18 protein-coding genes are annotated in these 17,648 nt (G+C 40.1%); all 18 read right to left on the bottom strand.

The genetic code is table 11. The features are described 5' to 3' along the window. Positions 1-46: 46 nt before the first annotated feature. A complete protein-coding gene (locus DXE31_RS05435) occupies positions 47-955 on the bottom strand; it encodes a glycosyltransferase family 2 protein (RefSeq protein WP_162785539.1) in 909 nt (302 codons plus the stop codon). After that, entirely contained in the window at positions 948-1,661 is a 714-nt protein-coding gene (locus tag DXE31_RS05430; protein ID WP_114698095.1) for an SDR family oxidoreductase, read from the bottom strand. Before DXE31_RS05430 ends, DXE31_RS05435 begins: the two co-directional genes overlap by 8 nt. Next, positions 1,658-2,827: a methyltransferase domain-containing protein gene (locus DXE31_RS05425; RefSeq protein ID WP_114698094.1), complete on the bottom strand. Its 1,170-nt coding sequence runs from the start codon at positions 2,825-2,827 to the stop codon at positions 1,658-1,660. The genes DXE31_RS05430 and DXE31_RS05425 overlap by 4 nt, the downstream gene beginning before the upstream one ends. Then, complete coding sequence (locus tag DXE31_RS05420; RefSeq protein WP_114698093.1) at positions 2,820-3,539, bottom strand: acylneuraminate cytidylyltransferase family protein; 720 nt, start codon at positions 3,537-3,539, stop codon at positions 2,820-2,822. The genes DXE31_RS05425 and DXE31_RS05420 overlap by 8 nt, the downstream gene beginning before the upstream one ends. Next, complete coding sequence (locus tag DXE31_RS05415; RefSeq protein ID WP_114698092.1) at positions 3,536-4,570, bottom strand: Gfo/Idh/MocA family protein; 1,035 nt, start codon at positions 4,568-4,570, stop codon at positions 3,536-3,538. Before DXE31_RS05415 ends, DXE31_RS05420 begins: the two co-directional genes overlap by 4 nt. Further along, entirely contained in the window at positions 4,563-5,210 is a 648-nt protein-coding gene (hisH, locus tag DXE31_RS05410) for an imidazole glycerol phosphate synthase subunit HisH (protein ID WP_114698091.1), read from the bottom strand. The genes DXE31_RS05415 and hisH overlap by 8 nt, the downstream gene beginning before the upstream one ends. Then, positions 5,197-5,967 (bottom strand): imidazole glycerol phosphate synthase subunit HisF, encoded by a 771-nt coding sequence (gene hisF, locus DXE31_RS05405; protein ID WP_114698090.1) that lies wholly within the window; start codon positions 5,965-5,967, stop codon positions 5,197-5,199. Before hisF ends, hisH begins: the two co-directional genes overlap by 14 nt. Before the next feature lie 13 nt (positions 5,968-5,980). Continuing rightward, complete coding sequence (locus tag DXE31_RS05400; protein ID WP_114698089.1) at positions 5,981-7,300, bottom strand: N-acetyl sugar amidotransferase; 1,320 nt, start codon at positions 7,298-7,300, stop codon at positions 5,981-5,983. Positions 7,301-7,319: 19 nt separating this feature from the next. Next, positions 7,320-8,372 (bottom strand): nucleotidyltransferase family protein, encoded by a 1,053-nt coding sequence (locus tag DXE31_RS05395; protein ID WP_114698088.1) that lies wholly within the window; start codon positions 8,370-8,372, stop codon positions 7,320-7,322. Beyond that, the gene (neuC, locus tag DXE31_RS05390) at positions 8,369-9,550 is read right to left on the bottom strand and encodes a UDP-N-acetylglucosamine 2-epimerase (protein ID WP_197712153.1); all 1,182 of its coding nucleotides are present in this window, start codon (positions 9,548-9,550) and stop codon (positions 8,369-8,371) included. The genes DXE31_RS05395 and neuC overlap by 4 nt, the downstream gene beginning before the upstream one ends. Further along, positions 9,547-10,554 carry an N-acetylneuraminate synthase gene (neuB, locus tag DXE31_RS05385; RefSeq protein ID WP_269460587.1) on the bottom strand — a complete coding sequence of 336 codons (1,008 nt, stop codon included), beginning with the start codon at positions 10,552-10,554 and terminating at the stop codon, positions 9,547-9,549. The genes neuC and neuB overlap by 4 nt, the downstream gene beginning before the upstream one ends. A gap of 4 nt (positions 10,555-10,558) precedes the next feature. Further along, entirely contained in the window at positions 10,559-11,179 is a 621-nt protein-coding gene (locus DXE31_RS05380; protein WP_114698086.1) for a NeuD/PglB/VioB family sugar acetyltransferase, read from the bottom strand. Further along, positions 11,176-12,360 carry a LegC family aminotransferase gene (locus DXE31_RS05375; protein ID WP_197712152.1) on the bottom strand — a complete coding sequence of 395 codons (1,185 nt, stop codon included), beginning with the start codon at positions 12,358-12,360 and terminating at the stop codon, positions 11,176-11,178. Before DXE31_RS05375 ends, DXE31_RS05380 begins: the two co-directional genes overlap by 4 nt. After that, positions 12,361-13,377, bottom strand: coding sequence for an NAD-dependent 4,6-dehydratase LegB (locus tag DXE31_RS05370; RefSeq protein ID WP_114698085.1), 1,017 nt, complete (start codon positions 13,375-13,377; stop codon positions 12,361-12,363). 3 nt (positions 13,378-13,380) lie between these two features. Next, entirely contained in the window at positions 13,381-15,150 is a 1,770-nt protein-coding gene (locus DXE31_RS05365) for an ABC transporter ATP-binding protein (RefSeq protein WP_231969392.1), read from the bottom strand. Positions 15,151-15,957: 807 nt separating this feature from the next. Then, the gene (locus DXE31_RS05360; RefSeq protein ID WP_114698083.1) at positions 15,958-16,182 is read right to left on the bottom strand and encodes a hypothetical protein; all 225 of its coding nucleotides are present in this window, start codon (positions 16,180-16,182) and stop codon (positions 15,958-15,960) included. 341 nt (positions 16,183-16,523) lie between these two features. Beyond that, positions 16,524-17,165, bottom strand: a complete 642-nt coding sequence (locus DXE31_RS05355) for a glycosyltransferase (protein ID WP_114698082.1) — start codon at positions 17,163-17,165, stop codon at positions 16,524-16,526. Positions 17,166-17,171: 6 nt separating this feature from the next. Then, positions 17,172-17,570 carry a hypothetical protein gene (locus DXE31_RS05350; protein ID WP_114698081.1) on the bottom strand — a complete coding sequence of 133 codons (399 nt, stop codon included), beginning with the start codon at positions 17,568-17,570 and terminating at the stop codon, positions 17,172-17,174. Positions 17,571-17,648 lie beyond the last annotated feature (78 nt).

Below are 17,648 nucleotides of genomic sequence, written 5' to 3'. Positions count from 1 at the left end.
TAAATGTTATTGATCCTAGGAATTTCAGGCATCAGTACTAACTAAACTAAATTCTTTGATCACCGAAGGCATAGTGATCCATCTTTTCCTTTTCTGTAAGTTTGTAGGCCTCTAGGCCCACTGAAGTTTCTCCAGGCCTTGGCAGAACATAGGCTAAAACCTCATCACAAAAACCTATACGTGCACCTGAATCATATATTCTCAACGCTAAATCAATATCCCATACGCGATTCCAATCTTTGCGCCAGCAATCAATATTATATTCCATGAAACGAAGATAAGTCCTCTTTAACCACGTAGAAACACCTCCTATTTTCGGACTATTCTTATAATTTTCTTTCTTACTTCTCGTAAAATATTCGTCTAATGCATGCACGCCATCAACAACCTTACGAACTCCAAAACGCTCTTCGGCATACAAGCCAGAAACAAATTCATAATCACCTTTAAGGGCAAAATGTAGTAACTTTTCGATGTGATCATCTGTCCAAGTATCATCGTCATCAAGCCTAGCAATCCAAGTTCCATTCGCAAGACGCATCGCTTCATTAGTCGGAACCGCACCCCCAACAAACCAATGGTTTTCTATATTTTTTGGGTATTTTCTATGACGGGTCGGTAAATTATAAAATCTTAACCTCGGGTCCTGTACTTTCGACAAAAGTTCCGCTGTATTATCTGTGCAATGGTCTCCGACTATTATCAGTTCAATATTTTTATATGATTGAGATAATGCCGTCTTGACTGCTCGCTCGATGAGAATGTCAGCCCTATTGTAAGTTGGTACACATATACTTACTAAAGGCTTTTCATTATGGTTTTTATACAAATGCTCGCTTCTAAGTCTTTCTATTTTTAAGCGTGTTGGCTCTACAATAGAGTAATAAACCTCATGCAATTTTGCTATTATCTGATCTTTTGTAGACTGATTATTTTGTCTCAAACCCTTAGACATAAGCTCCCCCATTTAGATCAATACATGCGCCATTCAAATGCGTCCATTTTAACTGGCTAATATCAAACACTATTTCAGATAAATCTTGCATTGAGAGAAGATTTTTTGAATTTGACTGCATTTTATGCCTCTCTTGAACTATAGGATCCATAGCCATATACATAGAACTACCCTCAATCAAACCTGGAGCTAATGCATTAATTCTGACCCCCATTGGCAACTTAGATGACATAGACTTGACAAATGATAGTAATGCCCCTTTTGAGGCAGCATATATTGGATCAAAACTTCCCCGTCTAGCAGAAATTGATGAAAACATCAAAATGCAAGCTTGATTGGATAGCATCGGAACTAGTTTTGAAAGCACTTTAACCTGACCGCTAAAATTAATACTCATCACATTATCAACTTCAGCGAAAGTATATTTCTCTAGACTTTTACCAGGCAAAATTCCTGCGAGAAATATTAAAACATCAATTTTTTTACAAACTTTTTTAAGATTAGTAGTAAATTTTTCTATGCTATCTTCACTAGAAAGATCTAGGTAAAAACTTGAAGGCATATTATTTGGAGTTTTTTTTCTGCCACTAGAATATGTACCGAAGACTTCAAAACCAGAATTAATAAATTTTTGGGAAATATCATGACCAATGCTGGAATATGCGCCTACAATAACTACCGTTTTTTGTAATCCAATATTACTCACAGCAGTGACTCACCAGATAAACTTTCACCAAGTACAACGATATTATCTGATGAAATTTGCTTCCCGCTTTTTTTAAAAATCCAATCAATTATTTCTGACTTGTATCTAGGAGCACATATAATAATCAAATCACTGGTTGCTATATGTTCAATTACGTTTTTTGGCTCGAATACTTCTATACCTTCATTTAGAAGAAACCCCTTTCTTCTCGGATCTGAATCAACAATAATCGCACCTTTTGGAAGTTTCATAACTTCAAGTATTCGCCTTAATATCTCAGTAACACCCCACAATGTCATTTTCTTATTTTCAAGACTTAAGGTGTTTATTTTCTCAGTCAGTTTTTTGACATTACTCAACATCAATTCTATTTGGTCCATGCCACCTCTTAAGCATGCAAGTGCATCAATATACTCTACAGTATGATCATAACTAACAGCGTTTTTTTCGGGTTGTTTACAAAATACCGCAAGAAACCCAAAGCTTCTACTGCATTTGTGAGAAACTTCAATGAGAGTAAATCCAATTTCTCTTGCAATATTACTTAATGTATTGACAGAAAAATGATTCACATGCTCACACTCAAGCATCAGTAAATTACGAGGATATAGCCGTAAATTTGGTACCTCACAGATCATAATTCCACTCGGTTTGAGTACCCTTAAACACTCGCCTAAAAAATCTTTTATATCTAATACGTGTTCAAGAACATCATAATGAGCTAACACATCAACTGATTCACCTTCTAAATTCTTTACACTTCTCAATTTTGAATCAATATCATTACTTATATCGATTACAAGCTGTGTTTTAAAAAGGCTAGCACATGCTTTATGAAAGTCTCCTGGCTCATCCCCGCCTACTTCAGCAAAAACTCCATCTGGAGCGGCATATTTTTTTAATATTTGAACTCTAGCCCCTATCGAGTAGGGCAATCCAATACTCTTGCATCCAGAATATCCATTTGAATAATATTTCTCTAAAGAACTTTTAGAGGGAGCAGGAGAGGAAAAACAAAACCCGCAATTTCGACATAAAACTGTATTTATCGGAAATTGCCATTCTCCATTTACCCTGGTGACCTGCGCACTATTCTTCCAGATCAAGTCAAAATTAGTGCCGCCGCAGGACTCGCAAGCCCTAAATTCCATATCCATCTTATGCATAATCTTTTCCTTGATTACTTAATCTTTCCTTCATAAGCAATTCAGCAATTTTGAAATCATAGATCGTGTCTATATCAATAGAGCGCTCAATAGGTACCAATGTAGACTTAACCCGCCCTTCAAAAATAGAATTATTATTCAAAACAAACTTTGGACTAGCCGCATAACAAACTGTTGTCATATCATATACAGTCGGAGCATCTTGACGGCGCACTATGGATGAAGACCATGGTATAACGAGCTCAACTGTATTATCTGGATTTTTTGTTACCATATTAAAATATGGACTTCTATGGGCGTTAGCAACCGTAATCACAACATCTACTTCACCCTGCTCGTAAACATTAAGGCAGTTTTCGATATCTTGCGGTATCCGCAAAGGTGCTGTGACTGGCACTGAAATCATCACATCTGGTAATTCTTTAGATGTTTGATAAAGATGATTAAGAGCGTGCTTCCATGCCAGCCACTCTGGGCTCTCATCCTGAGAAAATTCTGCGGGGCGAATAAATGGTACTTTGGCCCCATACTGCAATGCAACTTCAGCAATTTCTGGTGAATCCGTAGAAACAATCACTTGCTTGATGCGCTTTACAGCTAAAGCTTGCTCAATAGACCATGCAATTAAAGGTTTGCCAGCTAGCTGCCTGATATTTTTCCCAGGCAAACCTTTAGATCCCGCTCTTGCAAAAATAAAAGCAATCGGATTCATGAGCCGACCTCATACGCCCGAAGATCGCTTAACTCAAAAATCACACCGCCTAACTCAGAGGAGCGCTTAGCGCCCTCGATAATCTTAAGCACCTCCAAACCATCTTCGCCAGAAATAAATGGTGATTTATCGCCAACTACACAATCTATGAAATTTTGCCATTCAGCAATATAACTTTCATCGCGATTAGATGAGTACTGGAATAACTTATCCCAATTACTAGCTCCCGCCTTGTAAAGTAAAACCTCTCCTGTTAATCCATTCCAACGTAGGCTCCCTTTTTCACCGATTGCGGTACATATCCTTGTAGTATCGTGACGAATAAAATCTAGGTCAATAGCGCCAATAAGTTGCCGCCCATCAGACGAAGGATTAAAGCCAACTGTTAAGTGAGCAGTATCTTCGACATTTATTTCTAAACCACTCTGACGGCTGATCATGGCACTTATCCAGCAAATTTCGCCAAATATCCAACGAAGGTAATCAAGTTCGTGACTCAGTTCCAATAAAACACCGCCACCTAATTCATGCTTAGCAGATACCGTTTGCCGATAATCCCTGTCAGGACGCCAGGATGGTAAATACTGACCCATTTCGCAGCGCACAGATAAAACTCTTCCTACAACCCCCTCATCCACTAACAACTTAAATCGTTGTAGTGAAGGCAAAAACCTAAGATTATATCCCGTAAATAAATAAACCTGTCGTTCTTTACAAATTGCTATTAGTTCCTTAACACCAATCAAGGATGCTGATAGTGGCTTCTCTATCAGCAGATGTGTTCCCAAAACTACCAAGGCTAGTGCAGTCTCAATATGAAATGATGCTGGATTTGCAATCACTGCCACTTGAGGGTTAAAGCGAATCACATCTTCAATCGAAGAAAAACACCCATTAGCATATTCAGGATTCTCATCTGTAGTCTGATGTCTCAATATGCGAATATCAGCAAGTGGCATCAACTCTCTAGCAACTCGTAAATGACGCTTACCAATACTGCCATATCCAACAATAAGGATGCGATTAATCAATGCAAAACCTTCTCAAAATCTTTAAACCCACTGCCCCACTTTTTTCTGGATGGAACTGACAACCAATAATATTATCCCTACCTATCACTGCAGATATACGATGACCGCCGTAAAAGCAATCTGCAATGCGATGAGATTTATTTTTGGGTGACGCCATGAAACTATGCACAAAATAAGCGGCGTCACCTTGGTAATTATCTTTCAGCAAAGTATCCTGCCAGCCCACATCTCGTTCTGACTTATGTAATGCACCCCATCCAATATGGGGAATTTTTTGTAATTTACCGGATAACCCTCTATCTGGTACTGCAATAACCCGTCCAGGGATTAACCCTAAGCCTTTAGTAACCCCAAATTCGTCACTCTCATCAAGCAAAAGTTGCATCCCAAGGCAAATACCAAGCACAGGTGTTTTACGATCCGAAAGCTCCCGAATAACATCGACTAAACCCAATCTTTCTAAGGCCAACATCGCATTAGCAAAAGCCCCAACCCCAGGTAAAACAACCCTCTCTGCTGAGAGAATTTTTTTTGGATCAGCCGTCAGAACTACATTTGCACCACAATATTCAAATCCACGCTGAACACTAAGCAAATTTCCAACGCCATAATCAATCACTACTATCTCAGGGGTATTCATAATTCCTCACTCCAAATCCTGAATTCTGAGCAAGTCGTCTAATGTCAGCAATTTCCGCCCGATCATAGTGCAGTATGTCAGCCATAGCAACTGCATCGGCACCACCTTCATTAACAACTGTCAGCAAGTCCTCTGGTTTTCCCATGCCACCACTAGCGATTACTGGCACAGAAACCTCCGAGGTTACCGCTGCAACTAATGCAATATCAAAACCCTTACGAGTTCCCTCTCTATCCACTGAAGTCAACAATATCTCACCAGCGCCCATAGCGACACCACGCTTAACCCATTCAATAACATCACAACCAGTATGTTCACGTCCATTATCCGTATAGACCTCCCAACGATCTGGGCCTACTTGCTTGGCCTCTATAGATAAAACCATACATTGACTGCCAAAACGACGAGCAACATCAGTAATAAGTTTTGGATTATTTACCGCTGCAGTATTGATGGCCACCTTATCGGCACCTGCACGTAAAATTTCAGTGGCATCATTGATAGAGCGAATACCACCACCAACTGTCATAGGTACAAAAATATTTTTTGCAGCGTCTTTAACTATATCTCCCAGATGATTTCGACCATATAAGCTTGCAACGCAATCCATGTAAATCAACTCATCAATACCTTGGAGGTAATAACGCATGGCATACTCATTGGGCGAACCCATAACACGCAACCCTTCTAGGTGGATTCCCTTGATTAGATTTGGACCTTTGATATCAAGGCGGGCGATTAGGCGAATATTTCTCATGCACACCTATTCCCTAAGCCTTATCCAGCAAGGGATGGCGTAATTTCCAAACACCATCCTCGACATACCAGAGATGAGGAGATCTGAACTGATCAGTGAGCAAGCGGAAGTACTCTTTGTTCATTGTGGGATTTTCGAACATCTTACTTGCCTGAGGAAATTCATTCTCACTTAGACTCAAATAAGAAAACATTTCATCAATAAAGCGTTCTGGGTACTCATGATCAAAACGCTTTACCAACGCGACCCCTTCTTCTCTGGTGATATCACCAGAACGAATTTCTTGTGCCGCATCGTAACTAGCACGCCCAAGACCGAACTTAATACCAGTGGTCAAATAATGTAAATCATCAATTCGATCATCGATACTATTATATTTTGAATAAGTGCCTGGCGTTCGCTCAGGAGATGCTTGAAAGCCCCCATACTCAACTGCGTAGTAATAACAAGACTGCGGATGCCATTTTAAATAGTATCCAAGATAATGGACCTCAACGTTTTTTTCTAATATTTGATTGGGATCAGCAGGCAAATAGGGCTGAAGATCATTTTGATCTACACCAAAATGTGACTTCAAGTCAGCTATTGATACACCGCCTAGATGAATTTTTGATTGATCATCAGAGGTGAAATAAGACCAATCACGCTTTGCAGTTTCAGTATCACCAATTGGGTTTCCATATTCAGCCTCATTCTCACCATAAAAAACTAAGGGTATGTTGAACAACAGCGCCATTTTAGGAGCCAAAGCCTTTTGACCAAACATAAAAGCCTGAAATGGGTGAAAAAGTAACTCCGTTGAAAGCCTAGTTAATAAACGATGTATGCGTCCATTTGGAGTCATTAAGAAATTATCATGTCCAGCTTGAATCCAAGATTGAAAATTTTTCCAGCCCCACTGTGTATATACATGTGGGGCCCAGGTTACAGTAAGCGGGTGCATACCATATTTTGTTTTTAAAATATGTGAAGCATAAAAACTATCTTTACCGCCTGATCCAGGTACGATGCAATCGTACGATCCATCATGCTTTCGATGTTTATCACAAAGTTCACGCAACTGCTTCTCGCGCTCGTCCCAGTCTATAACATGACGCTTACGCTCCGTAAAATTGCAGGCATCGCAAATACCGTTTTCATCAAAATTTATAGTTACTTTTTTACTATCTTTAGTATGTTGATATTCAACCGCAGAGTTTGGTCGCTGATTAGATATTACACACGTCTTGCAATAGGCAACAGTCGAAGGCAATCCGTATAAAGCCGCTGGATTTTCAGCATCTTTAGCAAAACTCTTCAAATCAACAGCTTTTGGGTATTTAATTTTTCCCATCTGAAATCTATCTTTTTAATTAAATTTGATTATTTATATTGGCCTGCTTTAAATCATCTGGTCTACCAACATCTAGCCATGGCTCATGCATTGGATATGCGACTATACGTTGAGCATTCACTTGCAAACGTTCAAATAACGTAGGCATATCGCAACGTACATTTTCAGTTAAGGTATTTAGAGTAATTGGGTCAAGAACGTAAACTCCTGCATTAATATGACTTCGAGCTACGGGCTTTTCTTCAAACCCAATAATTTCAACACCATCTGTGTTAACTACCCCAAAGGGATGTTGCCACTCATATGTTCGGACAGCCATAGTGGCAGCGGCACCATGCCGAACATGAAAGTCAAGTAACCCTCCATAGCGTATATCCGTTATAACATCACCATTAGCAACGACAAATGGGCTGTCTGGTATCGGCTTAAGTAAGCTCAATGCACCAGCAGTACCTAATGGAGAGTTCTCACGTAGATAGTCAATTCGAACACCTAAATGCTCACCATTTCCAAAATAATCCTCAATCATCTCACCTAGATAATGAATTGTAAGTATGAAATGGTTAAATCCCTCCAACTTAGCACGATCCATAATGTGCTCTAGCATTGGTTTACCGGCAACCTCTAATAGAGGTTTTGGGCAGTTATTAGTATGCGGGCGAAGCCTTGTGCCCATACCCCCAGCCATAATTACCATTAAGTTAGGCCGAGCAGTTGGTAGAGTAATCTCATCCCATATATGCAAATCTACGATTCGATGGTTACTATCAACCACAGGAATTTGCTGAATCTTATTTGCAACCATTAATTGCATGACTAGCTCGCGCTCAAATTCTGGAGGTACCACAAATGCATTTCTATGTACGATTGTTGAAATAGAACTTTCTAAATCAAGCCCCTTGAGCAAGCCTCGACGAATATCTCCATCAGATATGGTGCCCTCTAAAACGCCAGTCTCGTTAACAACCAAAACAATTTTTATAGATACTTCATTTAGATTGCGGATAGCTTCTGCGATAGTCGCATTACTTAATAATATTGCGCTACGCCAAAGTTGATTAGAAGAGTTCATGCAACACCTTTATCGCTATAAACAATCGGTAAGTCATAAAAAGTCTTTTTAGTAGAACTATTAATGGGGAAATTTTTAAGCACTTCTACGATCTTAGTGCTTGCTCCACCCTCGCCATATGGATTGATTGCATTGAGCAAATTTGCTTGAAACTCATTAGAGTAGAGTCGTGTTAATGCGCTAATTATGCTATCTTTCGTCGACTCACAATTAATAACGCTAGCGGCTTGCAGGCGACCACGTTGCCTATCACCGATATTAATGGTGCCCTTCTGAAAACTTGGTACCTCTGTCAGACCGCTAGATGAGTTTCCAACTACACCGTCCACATGAGCAATACAGGAAAGGTACCTTAATTGCCCCAATGACTTATATGCACGGGCATTAGGTCGTCTATCAACAAATCCTTGAATCATATCAATTAGCACACGACCATCAACATCTGCATTGGGCATAGTGAAAATCAGGTGGACATCTTTAATCACATCAAGAGCATCAAGCAAACTTTGCATTTGCTTTTCAGCCGAAGCTGTTTCTAACGTTGTAGAGTGAAAAGTAATCAATAAATTCTTAATGCCCAATTTAAATTCAAGCGAGTCCTCCAAGGCAGATCTATCCAGCAGCCTCATTCGCTTAATGTTATCAACACCTAATCCACCAACTAAAAATACTCTATCTGGTGATTCGCCTAATTGAGTTACTCGCCAACGATATGCTTCCGCTGCCACAAAATGCAAATGCGACATCTTAGTGATTGAATGTCTCAGCGACTCATCAAAAGCACCCTCCGTAGTCTCACCTCCATGCAGGTGTGCTACTGGTATGCACGCTATCAATGCTGCTGAAACTGCAGAAAATATTTCAAAACGATCGCCAAGCACCGCAATCAAATCCGGCTTCATCTCATGCAATGCATCTGCAAAACTAATCATGCCAAGACCCATAGATTTGGCGACCCCAACAGGGGTATCAGAACTAGTTAGCATTTCAATTTTGCGGTCAATTTTAAAACCGTCTTGCTCAATGACTTTGTAAGTCAGACCAAACTCAGGAGAAAGATGCATGCCAGTAACGATAACCTGTAGCGCTAGAGTAGGCTCATCTTTGATACCCTGCATTACCCAACGTAGCAAACCATATTCAGCACGAGTACCTGTAATGACGCAAATCTTTTTCATAATTCTATCATTTCATCAACCATGAAATTTCGTCGCGCAATCTCACCCATTACCTCACTCCATCTCATGGGTGAGATACCAGTGCCAGGCCTCTTAGTGGTTGTATTCTTAACGCTAAATTCCTCCCCAGCTTTAATTGCACATCTAGCAACCAAAGATTTGCGCGCCATTGACTTATTTTTAATTTCACTTGTAGTTAGACGCTTTACCCCATCACCCAAAGCTATCTCTATATTTCGAATAGCATCAACCATAGCCTTTAACTGGCACGGCTCAAGGCTAGCTTTATGATCTGGCCCCTGTAGATTGCGATCTACAGTAAAGTGCTTCTCAATCACAGAGGCGCCCAAAGCAACAGCGGCAATCGAAACTTCTATACCCTCCGAATGATCAGAATATCCTACATTAGCATTAAATGCTGCTTGCATACTTTGCATAGCTCGCAAGTTCACCTCGCACATAGGTGTTGGATACTCAGTAGTGCAATGTAATAAAGTGAAATTTTTTCGATGAGTACCAGCATGCTCAAGCACATCAATAGCCGACTCAATATCGCCTAAGGTCGACATACCAGTTGATAGGATAACCTTCTTACCTAATTGACCGATATGACGCAGATACGGCAAGTTAGTAATCTCACCAGATGGAATCTTAAAAAGCTCAAGCCCAAAGCTTAAAAGTAAATCCACGCTTTCAATATCAAATCCCGTCGATAAGAATCCAATGTTACGTTTTTGACAGTGTTCAATAAGATTAAGATGCATTGCTGATGACAATTCCAACCTCCTTAGCATTTCATATTGAGACTCTGTATCACCAGTCGTTTGAATTTGGTAATCAGCTTTTTTAGCTGTTTGAGTAACTTGACGACTAGCGCTAAAGGTTTGAAATTTCACTACATCAGCACCTGCAAATGCAGCCTCATCGATCAGTTGCTTTGCCAAATTAATGTCGCCATTATGATTAACACCTGCTTCAGCAATAATAAGAGTTTTGTGAATCATGATGCTAGTCGCCTAAAAATTTTGCTTGGCTAATGAGGTCATGTCGAACTGATAAGCCCATGCCTATAAGACAATTCTTGCCTATTTTAACCCCTTGCTTAATAACGCTAGCACTTCCTACAAAACTTCCAGACCCAATTGCCACCCCCCCGTTTAAAATTGCACCGGTCGAAATATGGCAATGGTCTTCAACACTTACGTCATGCTCAAGCAGAGCGCAACTATTAATAATGCAATTAGCTCCAATGCTTACACCAGCATTCACTACAGCTCTATGCATGATTATCGTACCCAATGCAATGGTGGCGTGGCGTGACACATAAGCACTAGGTGCAATTATGGTGGGTAACTTAAAGCCGAGTTGCGTAACCTGCTGAAAAAGGCGTATGCGGCAAGATGAATTCTGAATCTGACCTGTGGCAATCACTGCATAGTCATATATTTTTGCAAGAGATGGCAAATCCTTATCTGTACCAACAACAGTATAACCCAAGCGCTGTTCATACCGCTCATGTGGCAATCCAATCAGACCAGCAATCTGAAAGATATTGTGCTCTTCAACCACATCAATACATGAATCGGAATGACCCCCAGCACCTATCAAAATCAAACTTGGTTTAGTCATAATTGATCCACAACCAAACCTGCGCTACTTGGAATATTAATTAAGCACTTTGCTAAAGTCTGTGCCATAGACAAATCCATGCGAGGACATTCTTTGTAAGGGGCAAGCTCATGCATCAAAGTCCAAGCAGGTCGTGTCATAAAGCCTGCATCATTTGTTGCCTTCAATATGGAATCACGCATGTTTGAATTTTCAGAGTCAAGCAATAATGTTTGAAGCCAATAATTACTATGGCATTTAGAGGGTTCAGCCATTAATTTAATGCCCGCTACTTTTGCAAAAGCATTTTGATAACGCTCATACAACGCTCTTTTAGCTGCAAGTTTAAAAGGCAACCTCTCCAACTGAGCACAACCTAAGGCAGCATTCAAATTTGGCATTCGGTAGTTATAACCAACCTCATCATGAGAAAATTCCCATAAATGCGCCAATTTAGCGGTAGTTGTTAGATGTTTAGCACGGCACGCAAGATCAGCGTCATTAGTCAATATTGCACCACCTCCACCTGTAGTAATAGTTTTGTTGCCATTGAAGCTCAGCGTCCCCAAAATTCCAAATGTACCGGTATGTTTTCCATGGTAGTAACTACCTAGCGATTCAGCAGCATCCTCAATCATGGCAATATTAAAATCACTTGCCACTCTGAGTAAGCCATCAATATCTACCGGATGGCCAAATGTATGCATAGGTACAAGAGCGCGGATCACTCTTCCGGTATAACGATTAATACATAGACCTGATCGTTGATCGGTATAGTCAATTAGATAATTACGTAATTTAATTGCATCCACACCTAATGTGCCAATTTCACTATCTACAAAATGTGGGATTGCATTACAGTAAGTAACAGCGTTAGCAGTGGCAATGAAAGTAAGTGCTGGTATCAGTACTTCGTCACCAGCTTTTACACCCGCCAACTTTAAAGCGATATGTAAAGCAGAAGTACCGTTAACTACAGCCACCACATGTTTTGCACCGGTAAATTTTGATAAATCTTTCTCAAAGCGATCAACAAACTTGCCGACTGACGAGACAAATGTGGAGTCAAGACACTGTTTAAGATAGAGCCATTCATTTCCATCAAAACTAGGTTCATGAAGCGCAGCAACTTCATCCCCAGCCACAGACCGAATAGCCTCGACCACCTGGTTAGGGAGAATATCTTGGATACTCTTGTACATCTAAACATTATAAATATCAGACTTATACCGATGCAAATTTTCAGGCTCGGTAAACCACTCAACAGTTTCGACCAATCCTTGCTTAAAGCCTGACCCCCCCCCGTATCTCGGATGCCATCCAAACAGTCGTTTTGCTTTAGAGTTGTCAGCCCATAGGCGCTCTACCTCAGAATTTTCTGGCCGTAAGCGTACTTCATCGGCAATAATGTCGATCTCAATATTCATAACATCAGAAATCAGCTGAACGGTTTCGCCGATTGAAATTTCAAAATTACTACCTAAATTCACAACTTCCCCTAAACCACCATCAGAGGTTAGCACAGCAATAAAACCAGCCACGGTATCTAAAACATAATTGAAATCGCGAGTGGGTGAAACTGCACCTAATTTAATTCGACGCATACCACTTGCGATCTGGGTAATGATAGTGGGAATAACGGCACGAGCAGACTGTCGTGGCCCATAAGTATTGAAGGGCCTCACAATTACAACTGGCATATCAAACGAACTATAAAATGAATAAGCCATCTGATCTGCAGCAATCTTTGTTGCAGAGTATGGTGACTGCCCTTGCAAAGGATGATCTTCCGTGATCGGCACAAAACACGCCGTACCATATACCTCGCTTGTTGAGGTATGAATAATCCTCTTAATGCCTAATTCTCGAGCTGCCTGTAGAACATTAAGTGTGCCCTTAATATTTGTATCCACATATGTATCTGGCGAATGATAAGAATATGGAATTGCAATCAACGCTGCTAAATGCAATACAGCATCGCACCCAGTCATGGCCTTTTTCACTCCATGTGGATCGCGAATATCTCCAGCAAAAACCTCAAACTGACCTTTAAGATCAGTAGCGCAATGATCCAACCAGCCCCAAGAATTGAAAGAGTTGTACATTACAAACGCGCGTACCTGAAAACCTAAACGCACTAAAGCCTCAACAAGATGAGAGCCTATAAAACCATCAGCGCCAGTGATAAGAATAGTTGTGTTATTTTTTTTTAAAGGCATAAGCTATGTCGATCGATTCACGAAATCTTGAAATTTTCCAATACTTTTAATATTGCCATCAATCAACTCTACAATTTGGGTGCAGTCTTTTAAAGTTGTAAGGCGATGAGCAATAATCAATATGGTTGTCTCATGACTGAGGTTTTCAATAGAATGCATCACAGCCCTCTCCGTTTCTCCATCTAAGGCACTGGTAGCCTCATCAAAAATGATAACGTCCGCTTTCTTATAGAGTGCCCGAGCGATTCCTATTCGCTGTCGCTGACCACCAGACAGGCGTATACCCCGCTCTCCAACAACAGTTGAGTATTGATTTGGCCAATTTTCAATAGTATCGGCAATTTGAGCACGTTGAGCAGAGGCTCTAACTTGAGAATGATCAATGAGATTTTTTGGAATGCCGAAAGCAATATTTTCCTCAATGGTGCTATCAATCAAAAAAATTGTTTGCGGGACATGAGCAATGTGAGCCTGCCAAGCCCGAGCATTGCTAAACGTAATCGGCGCTCCATCTATTTCTATTAAGCCATTGGTCGGTTGAAGTAAACCCATTAAAATGTCCAACAAAGTACTCTTTCCACTTCCCGTGGTCCCAATAAACCCGACTCGACTTCCTTTGGGGATTATGAGATCAATTTTATTGAGAACATTGGGCTCATAAGAACCATAGCGAAACTCAATCTGCTTGAGAGCCATGCATTGATTAAATGGTAATTTTGTATTGTTATCATAGGCATTTAAAGGCATCGGCTGATCTAGTAACTCGAGAGTATCTACCAATGAAGCTTTTCCACTACTCATTTGAGCCCAAGACCCGTAAGCTTGCTGCAAGACCGGCAACAATCTTTGCGCACCAAGCGCAAGGGCGCCCAAGAGGGGAATAGTTTTTGCAATACCATCAACCTGCTGAGCTAGCATATAAGCAAGTGTGGATATAAGCACCATACCTAAAGCTTCCATTCCGTAACGTGGGCTAAAGCCAATGAATAAACTATTACCTTGTGCCCTACGAAGCAGGGCATCAGCTCGGCGATAAATTTCGCTATAAATCTCTTGACTGCCATCTATGAGGACATCACGTATACCGCCTAACCCCTCTTGAAGTGCTTTGATCACTTGAGTCGATTCACGAGCAATACACTCACTATCAAGCATCAATTGTTTGCGGGTAAGGCGGACGATAGCTAGATAAATAAATCCAAAGCCACCAAAAGCAATAAGCGCGATAACGGGCTCTAACATTAATAAGGTAATCAAAATCGCAATAAGCATGACGCTAGAGCTAATTAAAGTCAAAGCCGGAAAAACAACACTGTAAATAACTCCATTGGCCTTGCCTGAAATGCCATTAATGACCTCACTACTGTTTCGTGCGCAATGGATAGAGTATGGTTGATAAAGTGTTCTTCTATAGATATCAATACTAAGATCTGCGCCTGTAGCAAAAGATAATCTAGTGCTCGCCCAAAGCAACATTAACCGCATGGTTCCTGCCATTAAAACCGACAAAATAAAAGCAATAGTAAGTGGTAATAGCAACTGCTTAGGCTCGAATAATCCTAAATACTGAATCATGAATTGGGCTGAGGGAGCCTCAAAAATACGCTCGGGTGCTGTTAAAACTCCAAGAAATGGTAAAATTGTACCTATGCTGAGGATCTCCGCAAACGAAGCAAGTAACATTAAAAGTAGCAACAAAACGAACTGCTTACGACGCCTAAGAGTAATGTGACGCCACAGGCGGCCCAAAAGGCTAAAAATAGAAGTATTCAAGTCCATTTAAGGGATGGACGCATACAAAGCCCAAATTCGATCGTCTGCTTAGTTATATTTACTATGCCGTCTGAATATGGATCTAGATTCATGATAATTAATTCAACAATGTAGCTATATTTTTCAATCAAACATTATCGCACAAAGCCTAGTTGTTAGATAATACTAAATTCACGCTAATAAATTCATATCCTCTATCTTCCAATTAAAACCTTTTTTAGATGCATGCTGTAGTTAATTTTCTGCGTAATTTTGCCAATCATTTGGACTGTTCTGTCTATTTTTCCTCTCAATCTCTTTTAGAGTATTCTTCTATCTACGACCTAGCCAAAAAATGGAAAGCCGTCTGTTTTGAGTTTTATACTCATTGGATTTACTGCCCTACGCTCAATGGGCATTGCGCGAGATGACATAGCTGATGTCTGGTGGTCTTCAAGAATTAGCCCTATGTTAGAGACCGACAGCATCATTCAGTATTCACGAGATTGAGCTTAGTATTTCTTGGTAAGCATTTTCACAATATTTTTATCTAATGATCGCGCTGTTTTAGCGCTTAGTGCCGCTGGAATGTTTGTCTAGCTTTTTATAATTACTCGATTATGCTGTCAGAAACTTTTAGCATTTACTCTATTTTTACCACTTATCTACATTGATTATGATTTTACTCTCCTAAGGGGAGGATGGGCACTAACTGTATCTTTTTTAGGGCTTTATTTTTTAACTCGTTCACAAAAAATTCTAGGATCGAGCATTCTCATTAGCAATTATTTCTTTCACTCACAAGGGATTTTCTCGATTGGAGTGATCCTATTTAAATGAGGGTTCATAAGAATTTAAAACGAAAATGGCATCATATTTTTGATTTTTTAAAATATCCATTACTTGGGTTGCTTGATATTGATATTTAATTTTCTTACTAGACAGGGACTCACTAGCCCTATTGGCTTGCCAATGACTAATGAAAAATACTCGATTAATACCTGGATACCCCTGAACTAATGGAGAAGCCCAATCGCCAACTAAAAAAATCAATTACCCATTTTGGAAATTGATTCCTTAACTCCCTTAAAATTGCTGTACTAATAACAACATCACCTAAATGAGCTGGATTTACTAGTAAAATTCGATTCAAAGCCTTAGGCAAAGCAATGTTTCGCCTAAATAGGCTTGCACATAACCAATAGTACAAATCCTGCAGAAAGAATCTAGCAATAGCCAATCGATGACGACGGTGATAAGGAAAAAATGATTTCATTTAAAACTCTTACCCGCCTGAATATTGATCAGCACTGAGCTCATGATGCAGCATAAGGAATACGCTCACAAACTGATCAATTCCACCTAGCTTTACTCTATCAATCAGAGCGATACGCTCAACTGCGACATTGCCAGACTGAAATGCAGCAATCGTAGACTGGATAACCCCAGCCATCTGCACGAACTTTCCTTCGGCAAAGCATCGCGATGAGTCGCCAATTACCAATGGGTAATGCCCTAGACTGACTGCCTACTACTGGAGCTCCACAAGCCATCGCCTCCACCAGGACTCTGCCGTACTGCTCCTTCCAAAAATAATCTGTTCTTGAGGGAAAAACAAGCACATCAAAACTAGCATATAGCCTAGCCAATTCATCACGTACTTTTGGAGAGAGTATCTCCACTCTATCTTGCAAATTTACATCCTTAATACAATCTCTTAATTGAGCCTCTAACGGGCCACTACCCACAAGGATTAGACGATAGCTCTTATCTAGTTTGACAAGCGCATCAAGCAAATCAAAAATACCTTTTTCCGCAATAAAGCGACCAACATATCCAATAATATTTGGTGATTCATGGGACTTATTTTGAGAATTTTGCAAGCTAGAGTGGTGTGCGCTACTTAAGTGCAAAAATGGATTGAGATCTAATCCCCACCAACAGATATTGACTTTAGGTTTCCGGCCAAACTGGTGAACCACATCCAAACTCTCTTGATAACAAGCAAGCCCACCACTTACCAAGCGAGTTCGCATGGGTTGTCATAGAGCGTCTGCAAGCAAATACCGAATTGTTTTTCTGATAAACACCCAGATGCTCTCTAAGGAGAAATTCTCCGTAAGAAACTGAAATGGCGGGATTGGTTTAATATTTTCAAAACTATAAAACAGCACAGTTGTATTATTTTTAGCCAAATAGTTGGCTATGGCAGCATTCAAGACATTTACAGAGAAAGCTTCATCGAGCACCATGATGCAATTAGGTCTAAATTCTTGAATGCATTTCTTCAATTCTGCGATCGGACCCCACTTCTTCCTCAATGAATATGTTTTGATCTTTTTGAAGATAACTTTTTCTAAAAAAGATTGATGATTCTCAGATCCAGAGTAGATCGAATCAGCTTCATGCTCATTGGGACCAACAATACAAATTTGGCTCATTCTTATATCGGCAGAAAATCCTCTTATTCAATAATCCGAATAGGGCAAATAAATATCGTGCCAATAAAGTAGAACTTT

The sequence above is a fragment of the Polynucleobacter necessarius genome, from assembly GCF_900095185.1.
Classification (GTDB): domain Bacteria; phylum Pseudomonadota; class Gammaproteobacteria; order Burkholderiales; family Burkholderiaceae; genus Polynucleobacter.
This window is presented reverse-complemented; position numbering and strand designations above follow the sequence as displayed.